Origin of the sequence: Candidatus Cytomitobacter primus (assembly GCF_008189405.1) — a bacterium.
Lineage (GTDB): Bacteria > Pseudomonadota > Alphaproteobacteria > CAJXXZ01 > 1604HC > Cytomitobacter > Cytomitobacter primus.
This window is the reverse complement of record NZ_CP043316.1, coordinates 182,385-205,101: the sequence shown is the minus strand read 5'-3', so window position 1 is coordinate 205,101 and position 22,717 is coordinate 182,385. Positions and strand designations below refer to the sequence as shown.

Annotated in this window: 20 protein-coding genes; 9 read left to right on the top strand and 11 right to left on the bottom strand. The window is 30.1% G+C overall.

From position 1 onward, the window contains the following. Positions 1-144: 144 nt before the first annotated feature. From FZC34_RS00890 to FZC34_RS00860, 7 genes are all read right to left on the bottom strand, one after another. The gene (locus FZC34_RS00890) at positions 145-978 is read right to left on the bottom strand and encodes a hypothetical protein (RefSeq protein WP_187440058.1); all 834 of its coding nucleotides are present in this window, start codon (positions 976-978) and stop codon (positions 145-147) included. Between the two features lie 193 nt (positions 979-1,171). Then, entirely contained in the window at positions 1,172-2,506 is a 1,335-nt protein-coding gene (locus tag FZC34_RS00885; RefSeq protein WP_148971589.1) for an acetyl-CoA carboxylase biotin carboxylase subunit, read from the bottom strand. Then, entirely contained in the window at positions 2,503-3,000 is a 498-nt protein-coding gene (locus FZC34_RS00880) for an acetyl-CoA carboxylase biotin carboxyl carrier protein (protein ID WP_187440057.1), read from the bottom strand. Before FZC34_RS00880 ends, FZC34_RS00885 begins: the two co-directional genes overlap by 4 nt. Before the next feature lie 198 nt (positions 3,001-3,198). Continuing rightward, positions 3,199-5,466 carry a type I DNA topoisomerase gene (topA, locus tag FZC34_RS00875; RefSeq protein WP_148971587.1) on the bottom strand — a complete coding sequence of 756 codons (2,268 nt, stop codon included), beginning with the start codon at positions 5,464-5,466 and terminating at the stop codon, positions 3,199-3,201. 157 nt (positions 5,467-5,623) lie between these two features. Beyond that, the gene (dprA, locus tag FZC34_RS00870; RefSeq protein WP_148971586.1) at positions 5,624-6,769 is read right to left on the bottom strand and encodes a DNA-processing protein DprA; all 1,146 of its coding nucleotides are present in this window, start codon (positions 6,767-6,769) and stop codon (positions 5,624-5,626) included. A gap of 65 nt (positions 6,770-6,834) precedes the next feature. Continuing rightward, positions 6,835-7,362 (bottom strand): glycerol-3-phosphate acyltransferase, encoded by a 528-nt coding sequence (locus tag FZC34_RS00865; RefSeq protein WP_148971585.1) that lies wholly within the window; start codon positions 7,360-7,362, stop codon positions 6,835-6,837. Further along, positions 7,355-7,894 (bottom strand): cell cycle transcriptional regulator TrcR, encoded by a 540-nt coding sequence (locus tag FZC34_RS00860; RefSeq protein WP_148971584.1) that lies wholly within the window; start codon positions 7,892-7,894, stop codon positions 7,355-7,357. The genes FZC34_RS00865 and FZC34_RS00860 overlap by 8 nt, the downstream gene beginning before the upstream one ends. A 97-nt stretch (positions 7,895-7,991) precedes the next feature. On the opposite strand from FZC34_RS00860, the gene FZC34_RS00855 reads away from it, so the two are divergent. The 5 genes from FZC34_RS00855 to FZC34_RS00835 are packed head-to-tail and all read left to right on the top strand — an operon-like array spanning position 7,992 to position 13,350. Next, positions 7,992-8,441, top strand: coding sequence for a hypothetical protein (locus tag FZC34_RS00855; RefSeq protein WP_148971583.1), 450 nt, complete (start codon positions 7,992-7,994; stop codon positions 8,439-8,441). Then, positions 8,431-9,624 (top strand): hypothetical protein, encoded by a 1,194-nt coding sequence (locus tag FZC34_RS00850; protein ID WP_148971582.1) that lies wholly within the window; start codon positions 8,431-8,433, stop codon positions 9,622-9,624. The genes FZC34_RS00855 and FZC34_RS00850 overlap by 11 nt, the downstream gene beginning before the upstream one ends. Beyond that, positions 9,621-10,559 (top strand): glycine--tRNA ligase subunit alpha, encoded by a 939-nt coding sequence (locus tag FZC34_RS00845; RefSeq protein ID WP_148971581.1) that lies wholly within the window; start codon positions 9,621-9,623, stop codon positions 10,557-10,559. Before FZC34_RS00850 ends, FZC34_RS00845 begins: the two co-directional genes overlap by 4 nt. Next, on the top strand, positions 10,556-12,499 hold the full coding sequence (locus tag FZC34_RS00840) for a glycine--tRNA ligase subunit beta (protein ID WP_148971580.1): 1,944 nt from the start codon (positions 10,556-10,558) through the stop codon (positions 12,497-12,499). Before FZC34_RS00845 ends, FZC34_RS00840 begins: the two co-directional genes overlap by 4 nt. Then, entirely contained in the window at positions 12,496-13,350 is an 855-nt protein-coding gene (locus FZC34_RS00835) for a 5'-3' exonuclease (protein ID WP_148971579.1), read from the top strand. The genes FZC34_RS00840 and FZC34_RS00835 overlap by 4 nt, the downstream gene beginning before the upstream one ends. 343 nt (positions 13,351-13,693) lie before the next feature. On the opposite strand, the gene FZC34_RS00830 is transcribed toward FZC34_RS00835, so the two are convergent. From FZC34_RS00830 to FZC34_RS00820, 3 genes are read right to left on the bottom strand one after another with little or no spacing between them, the layout of a single operon-like run. Continuing rightward, positions 13,694-14,692: a transcription antitermination factor NusB gene (locus FZC34_RS00830; protein ID WP_148971578.1), complete on the bottom strand. Its 999-nt coding sequence runs from the start codon at positions 14,690-14,692 to the stop codon at positions 13,694-13,696. Next, positions 14,686-15,423 carry a 3-oxoacyl-ACP reductase FabG gene (gene fabG, locus FZC34_RS00825; RefSeq protein ID WP_148971577.1) on the bottom strand — a complete coding sequence of 246 codons (738 nt, stop codon included), beginning with the start codon at positions 15,421-15,423 and terminating at the stop codon, positions 14,686-14,688. Before fabG ends, FZC34_RS00830 begins: the two co-directional genes overlap by 7 nt. Beyond that, a complete protein-coding gene (locus FZC34_RS00820; protein ID WP_148971576.1) occupies positions 15,416-16,339 on the bottom strand; it encodes an ACP S-malonyltransferase in 924 nt (307 codons plus the stop codon). Before FZC34_RS00820 ends, fabG begins: the two co-directional genes overlap by 8 nt. Positions 16,340-16,574: 235 nt before the next feature. On the opposite strand from FZC34_RS00820, the gene tssF reads away from it, so the two are divergent. From tssF to ligA, 4 genes are all read left to right on the top strand, one after another. Beyond that, the gene (tssF, locus tag FZC34_RS00815; RefSeq protein ID WP_187440056.1) at positions 16,575-18,320 is read left to right on the top strand and encodes a type VI secretion system baseplate subunit TssF; all 1,746 of its coding nucleotides are present in this window, start codon (positions 16,575-16,577) and stop codon (positions 18,318-18,320) included. Next, positions 18,317-19,336 carry a type VI secretion system baseplate subunit TssG gene (locus tag FZC34_RS00810; protein WP_148971574.1) on the top strand — a complete coding sequence of 340 codons (1,020 nt, stop codon included), beginning with the start codon at positions 18,317-18,319 and terminating at the stop codon, positions 19,334-19,336. Before tssF ends, FZC34_RS00810 begins: the two co-directional genes overlap by 4 nt. Before the next feature lie 93 nt (positions 19,337-19,429). Beyond that, positions 19,430-20,122, top strand: a complete 693-nt coding sequence (locus FZC34_RS00805) for an outer membrane protein assembly factor BamD (protein ID WP_148971573.1) — start codon at positions 19,430-19,432, stop codon at positions 20,120-20,122. Between the two features lie 125 nt (positions 20,123-20,247). Further along, on the top strand, positions 20,248-21,969 hold the full coding sequence (gene ligA, locus FZC34_RS00800) for an NAD-dependent DNA ligase LigA (protein WP_148971572.1): 1,722 nt from the start codon (positions 20,248-20,250) through the stop codon (positions 21,967-21,969). A gap of 201 nt (positions 21,970-22,170) precedes the next feature. Here ligA and FZC34_RS00795 read toward each other — a convergent pair whose 3' ends face one another. Further along, a complete protein-coding gene (locus tag FZC34_RS00795) occupies positions 22,171-22,716 on the bottom strand; it encodes a hypothetical protein (RefSeq protein WP_148971571.1) in 546 nt (181 codons plus the stop codon). Position 22,717 lies beyond the last annotated feature (1 nt).

Below are 22,717 nucleotides of genomic sequence, written 5' to 3'. Positions count from 1 at the left end.
TAATATTAAAACAAATTAGATGCTATATTGAAAATATATTTGGATTATGTTAGCAGAATAGATAGTATGTTTTTTTACAAATAATCACTCTTATTTCTATACTTATTTTCCTATATTTTATTAATATGCTCTGATTTCATCTACTTATATATGTTGCTTTTGATATATTTGATTGAAAAACTGCATTGTAACATTAGTATAATAATTGTAATTTGCAAACACGTTATCAAAATTGACTAAAGCACAACATAGCTGATAAGGAGGTTCATAAAAACTTCTATTCTGCATTTTTAGATTTGCAAATAAATGTTTTAATTCACTTCCTACATTTATAAACTGTTTCGCATTTACTGCAAAATATTCACAACCTTTATTCGTATAATGTTTCATTCTTGAAAACAAATCTAATATCATCGTATCAACAACATTACTTTTATGTTTTTTCATCCACTTTTCAAAATTATTAAACTCTTTACCAAATGATTCATATGCTTTTTTCACGTATTTATTTAGTTTATTAAGCTGTACTAAAGCAATATTGCTTAAAAATACATCGTTAACATTGCTTAATAATACAGAACTTGTTTGAGCATTCAATGATGTATTAACTTTTTTTAATTCTTTTCTGCTATATGCTTGTTGATATGTAATATCATAACTATATCCATCATGATCACGAATATTCCTTACAACTTTAAAATTATAAAATATCTCACTTATACCCACACGAGACATGTACTCTATGAAAGATTGCCGCAATGAGCCATCAAATGAATCATCCAATTTCATATCGCTAATACTTCTATTATACAATTTTTCTGAAATCTGCATTATGTGTTTCTGTGTTACATGCGCAATCAGAACTGATTCTACAGGGTTTGAAAATGAGATAGTGAATTTTTTTGTACATAGTATACTTTTAGGCAGTATAGTACTTATCACACATATAGATTTAAGTAAAAATTTCACACACTTCATATTGCTCTATCTTAACCACTACTTGTTAATACTTATTAAATATTTTAAATACTTGTTGATAATTAATAAAATACCTCAATGCGCACTAAATATCCCAACATACATTGATTATTATATATCTACTGCTCGTAACTGCATAAATTGTTTAATAGATAAAACACTCTTACATTATCATTTAATATTGTAAGTGAATTTACTTTTTAGCTAGCCAATTCTCTAGCCAATTAATTGTAAAGTTAGCATTTTGAACATCTTCATTTTCAACTAATCTACTAAATAGTGGCAATGTAGTTTTAGGGCCTACTATCACATATTCTTTTAAGGCATGTCTCAAATTTCTCAAACACATCTCCCTATCACCACCTTTTACAATTAATTTAGAAATCAAGCTATCATAATAAGGCTGAATTTTATACCCACTATAAAGCATGGTATCAACTCTAACATATGGTCCCAAAGGAGGAATATGACTTTCTACAACTCCTGGGTGCGGCATGAAAGTTTCTGGATCCTCAGCTGTAACTCTACATTGAATAGCATGTCCTTTGATTTTAATATCATCTTGCTTAAATGCTAATGGAATACCAGATGCAACCTTGATTTGCTGCTGAACCAAATCAATTCCCGTGATCTCTTCTGTGACTGTATGTTCTACCTGAAGACGAGTATTCATTTCCATAAAATACAACTGATCATCTTGGTACAAAAATTCCAGAGTTCCAACCCCTTCATACCCAATTGCAGCAATCATTTTAGCAATTTTATTTCCCCATTCAGAGCGTTGCTCATCTGTCAAAACATTTGAAGGGGCCTCTTCTAATACTTTTTGTCTTCTTCTTTGCAGTGAACATTCTCTTTCAAATAAATGTACCGCATTCTTTCCATCTGATAACACTTGAAATTCTACATGCCTAGGACGTTCAAAGTATTTCTCTACGTAAATATCTCCATCACCAAATACCGCACTTGCTTCTTGCTCAACTGCTGTAAATTCATTCATAAAATCAGATTCTTTATGTACAATCCTGATACCTTTTCCACCACCACCATTTGATGCTTTGATAACTACAGGAAAGTTGATTTTCTTTGCATATTCTAATCCTTCATCCGCATTCGCCAGACTACCTGAACCAGGAATTGTTTGGATCCCATATTTTTGCATTATCAATTTACTTTGTATCTTATCGCCAAGTTGATTAATATGTTTCGAAGATGGGCCAATCAATTTAATTCCATGCTCTTCAACAATATGTGCAAAATCTGCATTTTCGGATAAGAACCCGTAACCTGGATGAATAGCATCAGCATTAGATAATTCAACTGCAGCAATAATAGATTTGATATTTTTATAACTATCATTAGCACTAGCTGGGCCAACACAGATACTCTCGTCCGCCATTTTTACATGCATAGAATCTTTATCTGCTGTAGAATATATTGCTACTGATTTAATATCTAGTGACTTACATGCTCTTATAATACGAAGTGCAATTTCACCTCTATTAGCAATTAGAACCTTCTTAATCATGATACCTTTGCCAAAATTTGATCAAACTCTATAGGAGATCCATCTTGCACAAGAATTTCCTCGATAGTTCCTGAGGAAGTGGCTGTAACTTCATTCATAACCTTCATAGCTTCAATAATAAACAACACATCTCCTTCCTTTATTTTTGAACCTTTTTGAATAAATGGTGCAACACCAGGCTTCGGTGAAATATATAATGTGCCAACTATAGGAGATTTAATAGATTCATATCCATCAGAACTTGTGGAATCTTTTCCACCCACAATTCCAGGTTGTGAATCAGGTTGTGAAATAACATTGCTTTGTGGAATATTATGAGGCATATTCCCCTGTTGCATCACATTCTGTGGAACAGCATATTGTATATCAGCAGAGCTATTTTGCTTAAACTCTATACATATATCTCCATCTTGATATTTGACTTCCTTTAATCCAGTTTCCTTTAAAAGTTTTGCTAAATATTCAACAGCATCTTTATTAAATTTCAATGACATAACCACTATTCTAATATAAATTTCATCAAATTGGAATAAATCACCATAATCCACAGTATATACATACATCACTACTTGTGTTTTTACGTAATTTTTTCTCGTAACCAAGTATTTCTCATCTAAAGTGTTTTTGTTTGGCTGCTTAACATTTTTTATTATGATATTTATTTATCATTCTTATTTAACTATTTAGTTTTTTTATTTATCTTTTTTCTCTGAATTCTTTTTTTCTATCTTTTTTTGATTTCTCGTAACATTTAAAATATCCAAGCACTCTTCTAATGTCACATCAAATGGGCTTTTCTTTAACGAAACATATGTGTTTTTATATAAAATCCATGGTCCAAAACGCCCTATTCCTACTTTAATATCTTCCCCATTATCAGGATGTCTTCCAACAATAATAGGCAAATTTCTAATTTTTATAGCCTCTTCAATTGTAATGTTATGTGGTGGAGCAAACATTGCTGGCAATAATACCCTAGCCTTTACTTCTGCAGCACCCCACTGTAAATAATACCCATATGGCCCATGCTTTATTAACACTTCATCTCCAGAATTTGGATCGGTACCTAAAATAACATTTTGATCTAACTCACTATCAATTGATTTGTTCCAATTACAAGCTGGATAATTAGAGCAGCATAAAAATCCATTGCCTTTGCTAATTCTTAATTCTTGCATACCATCACATTTTGGACATTTTGGAACTTTATCTTGCTTAAAGAAATGCTGTTGATATGTATTAGATATTTCTTTCAAAATATCTTTCACATCTAAATTATACGCTTCATTTACTTTGGCTTGAAAATCTTTCCAGAAATCTTCTAACAATTCTTTCCAGTCTTTCTCACCTTTTGATACCAAATCAAGTTTATTTTCCATTTCAGATGTAAATTCATCTTGCACATATAGTGAAAAATGATTTTTCAGAAATGCAGATACAACCCAACCTAAATTAGAGGGAATTACACTCTTTTTATTCTGAAATATATATCCCCTTTTATCTAATACATACATCACACCAGCATAAGTACTTGGCCTACCAATTCCTTTTTCTTCCAAATATTTAATCAGAGAAGTTTCTGTAAATCTAGATGGAGGCTTAGTTGCATGTTTCTCATCTTCAACCTCAAGGCACTTTACGTCTCCTTCAGAAAAGCTCCAGATATCAGTATTTTCTAATTTATCAACATTATATAATTTCTGGAATCCATCAAATTTACTCTTAACTCCATGCGCCTTCCATGTACCTTTTTCACCTTTGATAAACATGTTGCATGCCTCATAAATTGCAGAAGCCATTTGAGAAGACACAGCTCGCTTCCATATTAAGTCATATAATTTAAAACTCTCATCATCTAAATATTCTTTAATACTATTTGGTGAGTGATTAAAATTAGTTGGCCTTATTGCTTCATGAGCTTCTTGCGCATTTCTCACTCTAGATTTATAGAAATGCGGACTATCAGGAAGATATTGTTTGCCAAATTGAGATTGAATCATATCTCTACATTCTTTAATCCCTTGCTGAGATACATTAACAGAGTCAGTTCTCATATATGTAATCAAACCAACTATTCCACTACCTAACTTAATACCTTCATATAATTTTTGAGCGATTTTCATTGTAAAAATAGGCTTCCATCCCAATCTACTAGCTGCTTCCTGCTGTAAAGTAGATGTTATCAGAGGTGCGTACGGCCTTCTAACTTGGTCTTTAAATTCAAATTCCGTAACTTTGTATGAATTTCCTAATAATTCATTTTTGGCTTCTACAACTGACTTGCTATCCCACATGAATTTTTCTACTTTTTTATTGTTCCATTCAAATAAATCAGTTGTGCATTCATATTTGTTTTGTTTGAACTTTGCATGTAATGTCCAATAATCTTCAGGAACAAAACTTTGAATTTCGTATTCACGATCTGTAATAATTCTCAACGCTGCTGATTGAACTCTACCTGCTGATTTACTTCCTGGCAATTTTCTCCATAAAACTGGTGATAAATTAAATCCAACTAAATAATCCAAACCTAACCTTGCCATATATGCATCAACTAATTTTTGGTCAATTTCTTTTAAACTATTCAATGCCTCTTTAATTGACTTAGGTGTAATGGAGTGAAATGTCATTCTAGACAACTTAGTTTTCACTTTAGCTTTTTCGAAAATTTGAACTAAATGCCAAGAAATAGCTTCTCCTTCTCGATCAGGGTCAGTTGCTAGAATCACTTCATCACTATTTTTTGCTTGTGCAATAATTTCTTTAACAGCTTTTGAGGACTTTGTAATATTTTCCCAACTCATACTAAAATCATTATCAACATCAACAGATCCTTTGGTTTTTGTAAGGGATCTAACATGACCATAACTAGCCAATACCTTATATCCTACATCTTCATTTTTCAAATAAGAATTCAACGCTTTTGCTTTTGTAGGAGACTCTACCACAATTAATTTCATAAAAGATTAAATACCTCATAAAAGAATATTAAGCAATGACTTTTATAAGAATCATACAATTTGCTTTACCACAATTCTATCAAATTATTTCACATAATCTGTATTTTTCAATAAATCTTTAATTTCACTGAATTGACTTTGCTTGTTTTCCCTAAATTCATTGAAAATCTTTTGTTTGGTTTTTATCCTTCAGAGCAACTTTATTCCCCCATAAATGTTGAATATGCCCTTCTATCTCTAATTGCACTAATAAAGACTTTACAATACGTACTGGCAAATTCATTTTGTTTATTAATAATTCTATTGATATCGGGAAAAACCCAATCATTTTTAATATTTGATCTTTTGCGCCAACTAATTTATCATCTTTTTCTTCTAATTGCTGATCAATCAAACCCTCTTCAAGAGTGTTTTGCTTTATATCTGGGATATATTCGCTTTTAGGTTCTTTTAGAGAAAAGCTAGCAAACGAATTCAAAATATCATAAGAAAACTCTACTAATATAGCTCCTTGCTTAATCAATTTATTTGTACCTCTAGACCTAGGATCTAAAGGGCAACCTGGAATTGCGAAAACTTCTCTTCCATTATCTACAGCACATTGAGCTGTAATCAAAGATCCAGATTTTAACCCAGCCTCAACAACCAATACTCCTAAACTCATCCCAGCTATAATTCTATTTCTATTGGGGAACAAATGAGATGATGGCCTGGTTCCAAAAGCCACCTCTGACAACAAAAGTCCCTGATCAGCAATCTTGTCATACAGATTTTTATTTTCCGAAGGATATATATGGTCTATTCCATTAGCTAACACAGCAATTGTACCAGTATTAATGCTATTCTGATGTGCAATTGTATCAATTCCTCTAGCTAACCCTGAAACTATCTTATACCCTTGCTCACCCATTTCTAATGCTATTTTTTTTGTGATCACTTGGCTCTGTAAAGAGCATGCTCTAGATCCTGCAATAGAAAATAATTTTTTACTGCTTAATAGATCTAAATTTCCTTTCACACAGATGATTGGAGGGTAATCTCTCATATTACGCAATAAACTTGGATACTCTGGGTCAGAAAAAGCAACTAACTGCGCTCCATAATCATTAATCTTTTTTATCTCAGCAATAGCTGTGTTTTTTGAACAAACATGCATCTTTGTTTCAAGGTACTGGATAACACGATCAATAGTCTTATAAGTATGCAAAAGGTGTAAAAAACTAATAGGCCCAATGTTTTTAGTTCGAATAACTCTTAGAAAATCAATTTTTTCTTCTATACTCATTTGCTGCTTTATGTTCATCTTTGCTTACTCAAAATTTTCCTTATCAAAGTTAGTTTGCAAACCCAATGCAAAGCAAAATGTATTCATATATCTCTCTTGATTAAATTTGCAATTAAATGCTTATGTACGATTGATACACTTAATAATATAGTTAACATAAAAATCTGTGATTCATAGAAAGATGCAATGATTGTCATGATTAATAATGCAATATAGCTAGCATTTGTAGGTTTTGTTTTAATGCATACTAACAATCCCCAAATCAACATTGGAATCAATGCATATAAGTGGAACACTGCTAAACATACCCCAAAAAATGGAGCAACACCTTTGCCACCAGACCACGGAGCATACATATGACCTAATACAACCCAGGCACCAAATAACATCATATTATCTAGCATAAAAAAGCATGTAAAGCCTTTTCCTACATCACAAACAGCAGTTAATAATCCAACCAACATGCCATTCACTCTCCATGCGTTGCTTGTTCCTATATTTCCAGATCCGTGCTCCCTAATGTTATGATTACCCAGAATACGTGACCAAATTCTACCAAAAGGAATCGAGCCAATTCCAAACATTAGAATTAAAAATGGCAAATTATACACTTGATTTCTTCTTGCCTTTCTTCACATCATTCTCATTTTGTTCTATAGCATTTTTTATAAAGCTATCCATGTATTCTTGTGAACAAATTCCCATAAGCACTGGGTTTGTAGAATCTGAATGTTTTGTAATATTTTCTATAGTTTCTCGTACTTCTTTTTCTTTCATTCCAAAAAATTTAGCTATATTTTTATTAGTTAGTTCTTCACGATTCTGGTGCATCCAGACCACACATTTTGGCAAATATTTTTTTAATCCATACGGAATTTTCCCAATTTTATTTTGTACATCCACAACTATATTTAGCAATAAAGATCTATCTGAATCTTGTTCACACAAATCTATTTCTTCTTGCAAGAGCTGCCCTCTTTCAACTGGATCACTTTCTTGTAAAGATGTATCTGAAAATCCCTTTTTCATTGCATCTAAATCTAATACAGATATAGAACAAAACCCTGATATTTGCTTTAATGATAGAGCAGTATTTTTCAGCAACCATAGCGCTGTAGAACGAGGCATTAACAATCTATTCATAAATTAATTTCTCCTTAATAAATTGAACCATAAAACACACCTCAAGTAAATCTTATATGCTCTTCCTTTGATAATTTATAGATACTATAATTTGTTTATGAAAACACTTTTAGCCTTACTAATGACAGCTAACATAGTAGGGAAAAACATTTCGCAAGATTTACATATATTATTTTTCAAATCAATTACTGATTATGATTCAGATGTTCATGATATTAATTTGATAAATCGTCAAAACATTAATTTGGCAAATCTACGACATGATTTCCCATTTTTCTCCATAATCATTGATGAAAAAGATAAGTCATCCTATATGAAATGGATATGTAATTTTTGCATATTAAGCTTTGCAAATTCAAAACGCACAACTCAAATACGTAGGATTAATCATTCGATCAATAGCTCTATTCATGGATTTATATTAGGGTTAGAACAATTGCAATCTCTCGATCAAAATACATTTTCACAATCTGCAAAAAAATGGATTAATAAAGCGTCATTATGGGTTGAAGCGTATAAGAAATTTGAGGTGAAATATGATAAGTAAGATTATATATATAATATCTGTTGCAATCATTATGAAAATATCTGATATTGTTCCTTTTCAATTGAAAATTGGAGATATCTGTTATAGTGGTCAGTTATCTATACTTCTTCTATATGCTGCAATTGCGATATTTATATTACTATATTTCTACAATATATCTAACCATTTCAAACGATATTATAATAAATTCATACAATATAGGCGTAATAAATATGAGAAGCATGTGAATCAGAAATTAATTATAGAATCTGCAAAGCAAATATGTAAAAATCTTAAGATAATTGATATTGCTCATAATCATACTGTTAATTGTAACGCGCACTACCAATATAGCAATGTGAATATTAATCATTATAATAAATCAAATATTATGCATCATCTTGTTTTATTTATGCATAACCCCAACTTGCAATCTGCGAAACAACTTGACAAATATACCGAAGGGTTAATTTTCTCATCAATCTTCTTTGCTTGCCAATATTTAAGCATAAAGAACTATGGTAAAGCTCAAAATCATCTTAAATATTTACAAAACAAAATCTCAAACCGTCAGTGGATTTACGATAATTTATTCACATGCTATCTCAAAAATGCTGAATTTTATGAATATGAAATTTTATTAAATAACCTTTATAAGCAAAATATTATACAAAAAGAATACTTTGAATCTAAGCATGCTATTTTATTATTAGAAAAGTTTAATGCAGGAGAAAATGAGAAAGATTTAGAAAAGGCATTTAATACATATCCTAATAATATAATTATTGGACAAAAATATATTCAAATGTTCACAGCGCATAATGAAAAATCCATAGCAGCTATTGAGAAAATATGGAATTATCATGCTTCATTTGACCTGGCTCTAGATTACTACCATAGGCTTACAGCATTAAGTAGCCATAAACTAGAAAAAATCCAAATGTTAATCAAAAAATTCCCAAATCATCAAAGCTCCATATATATTCAATGCTATGCGGCAATTGAAGCAAGAGCATTTCACATATCAGATACATTAATCAATTTGGTACAAGACACGCGAATCAAAAAACTATTACAAATCAAAATAAACATTGCTAAAGAATTTAATCACGATTATATTCAAACTAAAGTAGAGCAAGTAATTCAAAACACCAAAATTGAAAATTCAGTTCAAAATCAACAAAATGCAAGGGATACTAAATGATCACATTTTTAGAAATAATACAAAAGTTAGAGAAATATTGGCGTCAATTTGGGTGCAAAGTAGTGAATCCAGCAGATATGCCAGTAGGCGCAGCTACAATGCATCCCCATTTCATCTTAAATGCGCATAAAAATCATAAATTAGCGTATATGCAACCTTGCAGGAGACCTCAGGATAGCAGGCCAAACAGTACAAACAGATTATACAAGCATCATCAGTTTCAGGTAACTATTAATCCTATCCCTGAGAATATTCAAGATATTTATTTGGATAGTTTATTAAAAATCGGATTTGATTTTGATATACATGAAATTAAGTTTATTGCTGGTAATTGGCAAAGCCCTAGCCTTGGAGCATTTGGTGTGGGCAGTGAAGTTTGGGCTAACAATAGTGAAATATCTCAATTCACTTATTTCCAACAAATAGGTGGAACTCCTCTTAAAAGCCAAGTAATCGAATTAACTTATGGATTAGAGCGCATAGCAATGAGCCTTCAGAACGTAGATAATTGGAGAGATATTATATGGCAAGATGGAGTTAAATATGAGGATATTGATGATTTAGAATTTAGTACAGCATCTAATTTAAATTATGATATTACACACTTACATCAACTATTTAACTTACATTTAAGCGAATCTCAAAATCTAATAAATTCTAATTTACAATATCCAGCATATGAAGAATTTCTCAAAGCAAGCCATGCGTTTAATACATTAGAAGCAAGGCAAGCTTTTAGCCCTACTCAAAGAGTAGATGAGTTGAATAAATTAAGAAATATCGGACAACAATGCGTTAGGATGGCTAATTCAAACGAAAATATAAATTTAAACAGCCCTAATGAAAACATAAGCGTTAATCCAAAAATAGATATAAAACCAACCAATGCATCCATAGAATCAAACAACACAAATAATGAAAAGAGTATAAAATGAACCAACCTCTACCTGAAAATCAGCACCCTACCATTGGAAATCAACTTTTATTTGAAATTATGCATGAGAATATTCCACATGATATCAAAAAGAGTAGCTTGGAAAAGTGGACTATAGTTATCAAAGAAGAGTTACAGCAATATAAAATCAATCCTGATTCTTTGCATATATACATTACAAACACACGCTTAATTACTGTGATTGATAACTTGCCTAATGAAATTCAAAAAGATACAGAAATTATCAGAGGACCTAGATCTAACATTAAACAAGAGATTCTAGATAAGTTTTTACAAAAACATAATAAAATTATCAGTGATACTTACATAGAAAATGGCTTTTATTATATAAAAAATGAGCATGCTGCTCAGCAAATTGATAGTTTGATTTCACAAATATGCATATCATGTATACAAAAAATGAAATGGAACAAGATCATGTTTTGGGGTAGAAAGTTAGGTTGGATCAGGCCAATCAGAAGAATTGTGTCAGTCTTCAATGGAAGTCCCCTACTATGGAATATAGAAAGTTTAGAATTATCCACTTCATCCAATTTTATTTATGATTTAATAAAGCATGAAGAATTTACAGCTAATAATTTTGCAGAATATAATGATAAATTAGCAAAACGTAATACTCATTTAACAGAAAAATTTAGTATTTTACAAAATGTAATAAATATGCAATTAAAAGACAAAGCAAGTCAAATATCAAATGCAAAACTCATTAATATCAATTCTCAAATTGAGGCAATTAATGTATATCATACCAAAGTAGACGATAAATTTAATGTTCCAAAAGAAATCAAGCAATCTATACTGAATGAACAACAACATATCGGAGTTTTCGATGGAGATTTATTAACTGACTTATTAATATTTTCTGAACACAAATTGCAAAACTCAAATCTTTTAATTGAGCAAACAAAACGTACATTACATGCAAAGTTCAATGATGCGTATTTTTTCTACACAAGAGATATGCAAAATGATGTTACTTATTATTTATCTAAATTAGAACAAACACTATTCTATAAAGGGTTAGGAACTTTATATCAAAAAATCGAACGAATCACTAAAGTAGCACAAAAATTCTATAATGATGCACAATTAATAATAGCAATCAAATTTCTTCAAATAGATTTATGCATGCAAACTATTGATGAAATGTCTGATTTACAAGGATTACTATCTTATTTTTATGCTAAACAAAACAATATAAATGATGTTGCTTGTAAAGCTATCCTCTCACAATATAAAAAAAATATTGATGACGTACATTCTTTATATTTGACCCTCCTATATAATTTGGATAGTGTGGTTGCGTTTATAGGCAAAGATATAATCCCAACAGGTTCGTCTGATCCACTCGCAATTAGACGTAAATGTCTTGAGATTATCGATATAATGTTTAAATTACAGGAATGTGGAATCTCAATTGATCTAAACCAATATGTCAATTATGTAAATGAATGTTTTAAAGAGCAAAACATACATTTAGATTTATCTGGATTTGATAAATATTTTCAGAAAAGATGTGAATATGTATTAGGTAAAAAATATGGAGATATAGCAAAATTTGTATCAAAAGAACGTAATATATTAATTGCAAAAGATAAATTAGAACAAATAAGCAACTTCAATGAATTAAACAAAATAGTAGAAACATATAATAGGTTATTAGGGCTTGATTATACTAATGTTAAAAATATAGATCATGCTAATATTGGCAATATCAGTCATACTAATAGTGCAAAATGTGAACTAAGTGACTTATTGCAACAGAAATGTGATTTAGATAATTTACTAGCGATAAGTATCACAATTGAAAGCATTTTTACAAATACCTTCTTAGATGATAATTTAGGTATAAAATATTTAATATATAAAGCAAAAGCATACTTTGAACAATTTGCAGATTTTAGGAAAAAGGCAGTATGACACTAATAGTTATAGATGGATTTAGTATATTATTCCGGAATTTCTTTGCAATGCAGAATTTATATAATATAGATGGATTGCCAATAGGTGGTGCTGTAGGATTTACCAAAACTATTTTCAAGATAATCGAGAATTTCAATCCTAAATACTGTGTGGTAGCTTTAGATAGTGGGAAACCAACATGGAGACATGAAATGTATTCATTATATAAATCTCATAGGCAACCTACTCCTGAGAATCTAATTCCACAGTTTGATATGATATTCAAAGCGTGCGAGATGTTGGGCATTAGTACTTTTAAGGGGCAAAAATGTGAAGCTGATGATTGGATTGCATCGATTGCTACTAAATATAGTAGCGATTGCTCAAATGTATATATTTGTTCTTGTGATAAAGATTTAATGCAACTAGTTGGAAATAATATTTTTTTTATTGACCCATTTAAGTTAATGATTATGCATGAACATGATGTGCAAGAAAAAATTGGTGTGTTACCTAAACAAATTCCAGATTTATTTGGATTAATTGGAGATGCAAGTGACTGTATTCCAGGGGTGCCAAGTGTAGGGCCCAAGACAGCATCAAACTGGATAAATTCATTCCAAACCATCGAAAACATACTGTTAAATAAGGATAAATTGACTCCAAAATCAAGAAGAGATAAATTCATAGAATATTATGATCAAGCAATCTTATCCAGAAAATTAGCAGAACTACGATATGAACTAGAATTACCAAATATTGCTGAATTGCATTATGGTACAACTGCAGAAAACATTCAAGAGTTCATCATACATTACAAACTAGAAAAACATATTAGAAAATATCCACAAATTTTGATTAATAAATAATAATATATAAAATCATAGTTGCTATTTCAACATATTGATCAACCCTATTCCATGATTTATTAATAAATATGCGTAACTATTTTTTAGAATGGCATGATCATATTTTTTCACAAGCAAAAAACATAAACTTTTCAAACCTGTTCATGATAATCTCATATAGGATGATGTATTAGCACTTTTCAAACCTATTAGAATAGGTAATGATTGTGTTGATCATGTAATTTGAGACAAAACTGCTTAATGTAAATATTGTAATTAAATTATGTAGAACAATATTCAAATGAATTTTTAATATTCAAAATTTATCTTTTCTAATGTTTATTGTTCATACATAATAGCTTTGCTATTCTGAGGAGTTACTATCATCATAATTATTATCTTTATCTGAACTATAAGAATTATCATTATTATAGCGACTCTCATTATTTTGATTTAGGTCACGATTACCATCTCGATAGTTATCATGATTTCTATTTGATCGATAAAAGCTGTCATCATTTCTATTTGATCTATAGTACCTACCATTTTCATTATGATAATTACGATCTCTATCATCTCTGTCTGAATGATAATTATCATAATTTCTATCATCTCTATCTAAATGATCAGAGTTACCATCATTATCATCTATATCATAGATTTTTTCTTCATCATCATTTTCATTATTTTTATTTGGATTATCAGCATTTTCATCAGAAGGATTTTCTAGTTTATAACGAGCTTCCTCTTCTTTATAGCGTTCTTCTGCTTCTTTTTCTTGCATTCTATAATATGCCTCTTCTGCTCTGTAACGCTCTTCTGCCTCTTTTTCTCGCAATTTATAACGAGCTTCCTCTTCTTTATAACGTTCTTCTGCTTCTTTTTCTTGCATTCGATAATATGCTTCTTCTGCTCTGTAACGCTCTTCCTCTTCTTTTTCTTTATCTGCGATTTTTTTATAATCTGCATCTAGATTATTCAAATCCAATTGATCAAGATTTGCATGTATAAAATTAGCAGATTCATCTTCTCCAAATATTTTTGCAAGCCCGATATATTCACTAATAATCTGTTTTTTCCTGCTATCAATACTCAATTCATAAGCAGCTGACAAGAAAATCGCTTGCACCAAACAATTCAGATTTTGCCATTTCCATTTCCCATATAAGCTTTGCTCGAACTTCCACTTCAATTTATAAGCTGAATCAACTATCTTATCAAAATCTGTAAAAAACTTTTCTTGATCACCTGAATCATCAACCATATTGATAAAATTCTTCTTTACCAATAATCTATCATCTAACATCAAAAATTGATAAACAGCTTGTACTTTCCAAAATCGAGTCTGATCTCGTTTTAACACATCAACATTCCACCGTTAATATGCAATGTTGTCCCTGTAACATAACCAGAATTTTCACTTGCTAAATATAACGCTCCAGCAGCAACATCCTTAGGTGTCCCAGCTTTACCAGCAGGAATATTATTAAACATTTCTGGGTTTTTATCTAATAAATCTTTTGTCATCGGAGTTTCAATGAATCCAGGAGCAATTGCGTTCACTGTAATATTTCTTGATGCTACTTCTTTAGCTAGTGTTTTTGTCATTCCTAACATAGCAGCCTTACTTGTTGAATAAGCAACCTGACCAGCATTACCCATACAACCAACAATAGATGATAAATTAATCACTCTACCATAACGGTTTTTCATCATGCCCATCAACACTATCTTTGTCAATTTCCACACTGAGTTCAAATTAACATTCATATGCAAATTCCAATCTTCATCAGTAACTCTCATAAACAATTTATCTCTAGTGATACCAGCAGAATTAACTAAGATATCAACCTTACCCATAGCCTTAATAGCTGAATCATATAAATTTTTCAAATCATCATCATCTAAAAGATTAGCCTTACAATAACCTGCACACCCTGCTCCAAGCTCATCTTTTAATTCCAAAAGCTTAGAATCTTCCATGCCAGTCACAAAAACTTTAGCACCTTTATCAATAAACTCTTTAGCTATAACAGACCCAATTCCACCAGTTGCTCCTGTAATTAATACTGTTCTACCTGAAAAATCAAACATTAATGAACTCCTTTTTCATGCTCATTATATCATCTATATTTCTTATAGTCACCGACTTTATATCAGATTTTTCAGCCAACTTAGACAAAACATTACCTGGCCCCATTTCAATCAACATATCCACATTATGATTCTTCATATAATCCATAGTATTTTTCCACTTTACTCCACTAACAACATGATCAATCAAATTACTTTTTACTTCTTGAGGATCTGATGTTGCAACTCCTGTTTTGTTAGAAATGATCGGAATTCTAGGTGTACTAAAGCTTATTTTACTAATTTCATCTGCTAACTGATCTTTTACATTGGATACTAATGAGGAATGGAAACCACCGCTAACTTTTAACTGAATGCATCGTTTAATCCCAAAATCTCTATAATCATTATTAATGCTTTCTACAGCCTTCTCATCACAACTAATAACAACCTGAGAATCATGATTATAATTAGCAATTTCACATACAAATCCTAGGTTTGCAGAAATATGCGTTACAAATTTCTCTACATCATCAAAGCTACCAATACATGCAAACATTGTACCTGAACATTTTGACATCAACTCAGATCTAAGCTTTATTAATCTCAATCCATCTTCAAAACTAAAACACCCAGATGCATAACATGCAACATATTCACCAACAGAATGACCAGCTAAATATGCTGGATTTGTAATATCATTCATTACAGACCATATTGCTGCTGATACTGTGTATAATGCTGGTTGAGAATATATTGTGCTACTCAATTCAGAATCTGATTTTTGTAAAATAGATTTGAAATCAGGATATACTTTCTCTGATAATGTGAAAATTTCTTTACAGTGATCAAGTAAATCCATCCCCATATTTTGCTTCTGAGCACCTTGTCCCGGAAATGCTACAGCATACTTATTCTTTGGATAAATAATATTCATAGAAGCAAATTATATACCTATGAAGCATAATTATCTACACTATCCACCTTAACTATCATGCTACCTACATTTAATTTCTTTATACTGCCATTGCCAACTACGCATATTGTGACCATATCACAAATTATTACCATATTAATGAATCATACATATTGCAATTCTAACTTCCTATTTTAGGTCAATTTTATATCAAAAAATTCATCAATTATTAATCATAATGTCATTTAATTTGCACATGAATCGTGATAACCCTGATTTAAATAAGTTATTTCCATATTTCAGGAATTCAATGAATTATCTGCTTAAAGAGGGAGAGCAATTCGCTCATAAATACCCTGCCATTGCAAAAGAATTAAATTTTTCTGCCAATAAAATTTCTGACCCTCATGTAAAAAGAATGCTTGAAGCGTTTGCATTCTTTGATGCAAGATTACAATATCAAATTGATGATCAAATATCAGATATTAGCAACCATTTACTCACTGCACTATATCCTCAATTCACTGCACCAATTCCTTCTTGTACAATAGTGCAATTTCATAAAATGAAAAATATTTCACAAAAAGAAAGCATTACTATTCCTAAAAACACTCAAATCAAAACTAAGAATTCGCAAAATCAGGCGTGTACTTTTTCTATAACATCTCAATTAAATTTAAGCGATCTAAAAATACATAAAACACATTATATCAAAGAAGATCAAACAGATTTACCAGTAAAACATACTTTTATGCTTGGAGTAAATGTAGAAAACCTTCAACCAAATAAAGATGTAAATGTATTTATTAACTCAGATGCATTCTCTGCTTTTTATTTATATGAAAATATATTAGCGTATGAGGCTGAATCTCCTACCCCTATTTTCATCGCAGATTATAAACATAAATTATTACAAAAAGAACCAATTGGATATATATATCCTAAGGGATTTGATCAAGATGATTCATTGTTTGATATACCAAAATATTGTAATGATATACATAGAAATTTATTAGAATACAGCTCATTCCCAGAAAAATTCTTATTCTTAAATATGAAATTTAACGATTTTATCATGCCAGAAGGAAATGTACAGCTTTTAATTCCATTAAGTAAAAAAGCAAACCCAAGTATAATTCATTTAAATAACCATATTCTTGCCACTAACTGTGCACCTGCGATTAATTTATTTACTAAAAACTCTGAACCATTGATCGTGAACCATGAAACTGAATCATATAAACTAATTCCACATAAAAATGAAGAATCATTTGAAATACATACTGTGAAAAATATATTCCAATATGATAATACACAACCAGATAATAAAATTAATTATAACCAGTATTTTGGATTCCATAACTATAACCATACAAACAGATCTTGGTACCATTATCGTAAATCTTCTTTACATGGAGGATCAGATGTATTTGTTGCATTTATTGATGAAAACATGAAGAATATCTCCATAGATTCCTCTACCATATATGCAAACTTATTATGCACAAACAGGAATGAAGCTGAACATATTAAAGTAAATAATATATTTCAGGTCAATAAAATTGATGGAGTATATTGTAAGAACATCATACAACCAACTAAAAGCGTCCAACTAAGCCATGAAGGTAAAGCACAGTGGTCAATCATTTCCAATTTATCTTTAAATCATATAGACTTATCAATCAATAATAACAATATTCAAACATTACAAAAAATGCTTGCAATATATAGTGTGCGAAAAGATATAAAGCATCATGGGAAATCTATTGTAAAAATTGATTATACTGAATCTATTGGAAGAGCAAAACACTCACCAACTTCTTCCATTCCTAAGATCATATTTGATATAACATTCGATGATTATACTGCAGAGATTTTCTTGCTATCAATGCTATTAAGCAATATTTTATTACAAGCCGCTCCATTTAATAACCTAGTTGATATCACAGTTTATAAAGAGTATGAGAAACAAGCTTGGAAGAAAGTTAGCCTGTCTCAATGAATATCGATTATCTAATAAATGACAGCAAATCAAATAGTAAAAACAATCATAATAAGCCAAATAATGCTTTAAGTAGTAAATTGAACAATAAATTATACCAACAACCATGGAAGTTTTCATTGCATCAATTTATGTACCTTGCAAGCAAAATCAACAAACCATTCAAGTATACAGGAAATATAAGTCTTAGTATTAGCCCTAGTGATGTTATTAGTGTTGATCAACAAAATGATGTTAATAAAGTATGCATAAATGGAATTAGTTTATTGGGAATCCAAGGTTCATTGCCTATTTACTATATTAACATGATGATGGATAGGAAAAGAAATAATGATTATGCATTACAAGATTTTCTTGATATTTTTAATAATAAAATCATACAAAACACCTTTAATATACAGAAAAAATCCATATTTTCATTACAGAATCAGAAGTTCTATAAAACAATAACAGGAAAAGTAATCAATTCAATTGGATTAGGAGAGCTACATAATACAAATAAAACTATGCGTAATATTTGCACTGCTCTACCTATTTTATTTTGGTCACAAAAGAGCCCAAGTAACTTAGTGCGTATTTTAGAATCATTTTTAGAAGATACTAAAGTTAAATGTGAACAATTTATAGGTAAGTGGATGAAAATCCACCATTCAGATCAAACCATCCTATCATCCAACTGTACAAAGCCTAATTTAGGGTCAAAATTTTTAGGAAAGAAATTCTGGAATGCAAAGCATGGAATCAAAATTATTATTAATACAAAATCCAAAGAACTATATACAAAGCTACTCCCTAATAAACCATTGAGATCTGATATTGAATTCCTGATTAATTCCTATATCCCATTCAATATAAAATTCCAACTCAAATTACACCTTGAATATGAATCACAGCCAACATTATTATTGGGAAGACAAAGCGTATTATCGTACTTCAGCTGGTTAAATAAGGATACATTAAGCTGCCTAGCCAATGGACAAAATGCAAAATCAGTAGAATCAACAAATGATGAATAAAAATCATATTAGAACTCAACCAAACACATATATATACCCCTAATACAAATTAAAAAAGTATGCTTTTTGAAGCAGATATGTTAAAAGTAAATTATGAAACTTATATTTATTTGCTTATTCATGTTCTCCATTATATCTAAAACTGAAAATGAATTATGGGACAAAGCTAATACTTTATTCAAAAAATCACGATATAATGAATCTGCTAAAATATTAATGGAAATTGAAGATTTATATCCAGCATCCCCACGAATCAAGCAAGTTTTATTCCTTGCATCAAAGTCATTTTTCTTAGGAAAAATATATATAAAAGCTATTGAAACTGCTGAATTATTGAAAGAATTAGATCTACAGTACAGTAATGATGATGTAGATGAAATACTAATCAAATCATATTACGCTCTACTACAAAGACCTGAGAGAGAAAATAAAAATTTAAATTTGATTATAAACCTATCAGATAAAAACCCAAAGAAATATAATCAGATTCGCCAAAGATGTACAGATATATTAGCTTACGATAGTCTTGCTACTGGTTTAATGTACTCTAAAAAAGGTAATCATTTAGTTGCATTGAAATATTATGGTGAGATTATCAAAAAGTATAATACTAGCAACTTTACAGCAGAAGCATATTTTAGATGTGCAGAAATTTTTCACCATTTAAAATTAGAGAAAGATGCGAATGCATGTATCAAAATACTTTCCATGAAACATAAAAAATCCATATGGTATGCAAATGTACTCAAATTATCATTGAATAATACCAAATCTAATGCATCATAAAATGCTTAATGGATTATTTTCTTGGTAGATTAAAATTATGAGCATCTTATGGAATCAAAAAGGTTCAATAGGTTAAAAGAAGGAAGTATAAAGGCAAAAGAGTGAAGGAATTCAGAGGCAAATAAATGAACAAAGAACTATTAAATGAATGGAAACAAATAGCAAAGCAGATCAATAAATATGATAAGAAATATGCTCATGGAATTCCATTAATATCAGATATATCATACGATGCATTAAAACAACGACTAGAAGATATAGAAAATATAATTGGCAAACAAAAAAATAGCCCTCTTAATAAAATTGGAGAAGTTGAAGAAGAAACAGTTCCACATGAAAATCAAATGCTTTCACTTGATCATGGATATGAATCAGAATCTATTTCGAAGTTCTATAAGAAAATTCATAATGCAATTAAATCTGAACCTGAAATGGTATTAGAGCATAAAATAGATGGGATTGCTGTATCAATACGATATAAAAATAATAAATTAAATTATGTTCTTACAAGAGGAGATGGTTTTGAAGGAATTGATATAACTAAACAATCTGAATATATTTCTGGTATACCTAAAACTTTATCATTAGATAATTTCGAAGTGCGCGGTGAAGTGTTTATGACATTTAAAGATTTTGAAAAAACTAATGGGTTTAAAAGTCCTCGTAATGCTACTGCAGGAATAATCAGAAATAAAGAAATGAGTTTTATTGCATCTCATAATCTTCAATTTATTGCGCATAGTTTTACAAATTTCTCTAAATTCAATAAATATATAGATATGATCCATTTTCTACGTAATGAAGGATTCAAAACTTCTGATTATTTTATTAGCCAAGATGAGAATAAATCAATTCAAATATTTAAATCTATTAATAGAGATGAAATCTCATATCCTATCGATGGAATGGTGCTAAAAATCAATGATTTAAAAATATGTGAAGAGTTGGGAAACCATAGAACTGCACCACGATATGCATTTGCTGTAAAATTTGCACCTAAGAGCTCTAGCACTTTTATAGAGAATATTGATATGCAAATAGGGAAATTTGGAACAATAACTCCTGTGGCAGAAGTCAAACCAATTGAAATAGATGGCGTGGAAATCAAAAAAGTATCTATACATAATATGCTAGAGCTGAAAAACAAAAACTATAATATAGGTGATGAGATTATTCTAGCTCGTGCAGGAGATGTAATCCCATATATTTTAGAAAAAGTAAGTCATAAAATGGAGGGCATAAATCATAAGGAAGGAAAAGAAGATAAAAAAAATAAGGATACAATCAATTCAGATAATATATCCAATCTTCCTGAGTATTGCCCATGTTGTGAAACAAAATTAATATGGGATAGCGTTACTATGAAATGTACCAATGGATGGAAATGTAAGAAACAGTCTCTTCTCAGAATTGAACATTTTGTTTCGAGAAAAGCAATGAATATCAGTGGCCTAGGTAGTAAAAATATTGAGAAGCTATTTGAACATCAAATCATACAAAAACCAAATGATATATTTAAAATAATAGATCTAGTACTTAATAATGATGGTATGATTAAAAAATTATTGGGAACTAAGGTTGCCACAAACACTTATGAAAGCATAAAAGCAAATCAAAACATTGCTTTGAACAAATTCATATATGCTTTATGCATACCTAATGTTGGTTACGGAACTGCAAAGACCATTGCTGACCATTGCAAAACATTTGATGAATTTATTAAAACATTTTCTGATAAAGAAGTGGAGATTAAAGGTTTAGGGCCTGTAATTATTGAATCTATCAAATCATTTATTACTGAAGAGATGTGGATTTTCGATGCTTATCAAAATATACAGATAAATTAAGTAATCATTTCAATCAATTCAAATAAAACTTAATAATATATTTATGTAATTATAGAATAATAAGAGTATTTGATTGATCGTAAAACCATATCTTCTATACTTAACAATCGAAATCTCTATACACTAAATAACTAAACCTCTTTAGCCAAAAGCTTATTGAATTAGAGATTAAGCTAAAAGTTCTTCAACGTTATGTGATTCTTATTTAACTGAAGATTCTTTAACGTTGTATGTGAATTCAAACTCACCTTGCTTCTGACCTTGATCATCAATTGAAACACGTTTAACTGTCCTATGGTCAAATGCGAATCTCATAAAATAGTATGTTCCTAATTGGCTGGCAACATATACGATATTACAGTCAGTGTAAAACAATTGAGTAACAGCAGTACGTGTATTTTTCACCAATACAGTTTTCATAACAGTAATTTGAGGAATTGGATCAGCAGACAAACCTTTCTTCTGTAATTCTAATGAAAATATACTCTCAGGAATGTATACTTCAATAAAACCAGAGTTGATTGTACCACCAACTGATGCACTTTTCTGCTTACTATCTTTTCTAATATTGTTACGAAAAGATTCTGAAAAAGCTTTAATAGGTGCAAATTTTTCAAATCCTGCCACTCCACTTTGTGCAGTGAGATCTTTAGCTTGAATAAATAAATTAGATCCAGAAATTTGGTCATCATCAACCTTAATATCTAGGTTCTCATTGCTTAAAATTGTGTAATCTTGTTCTGACATT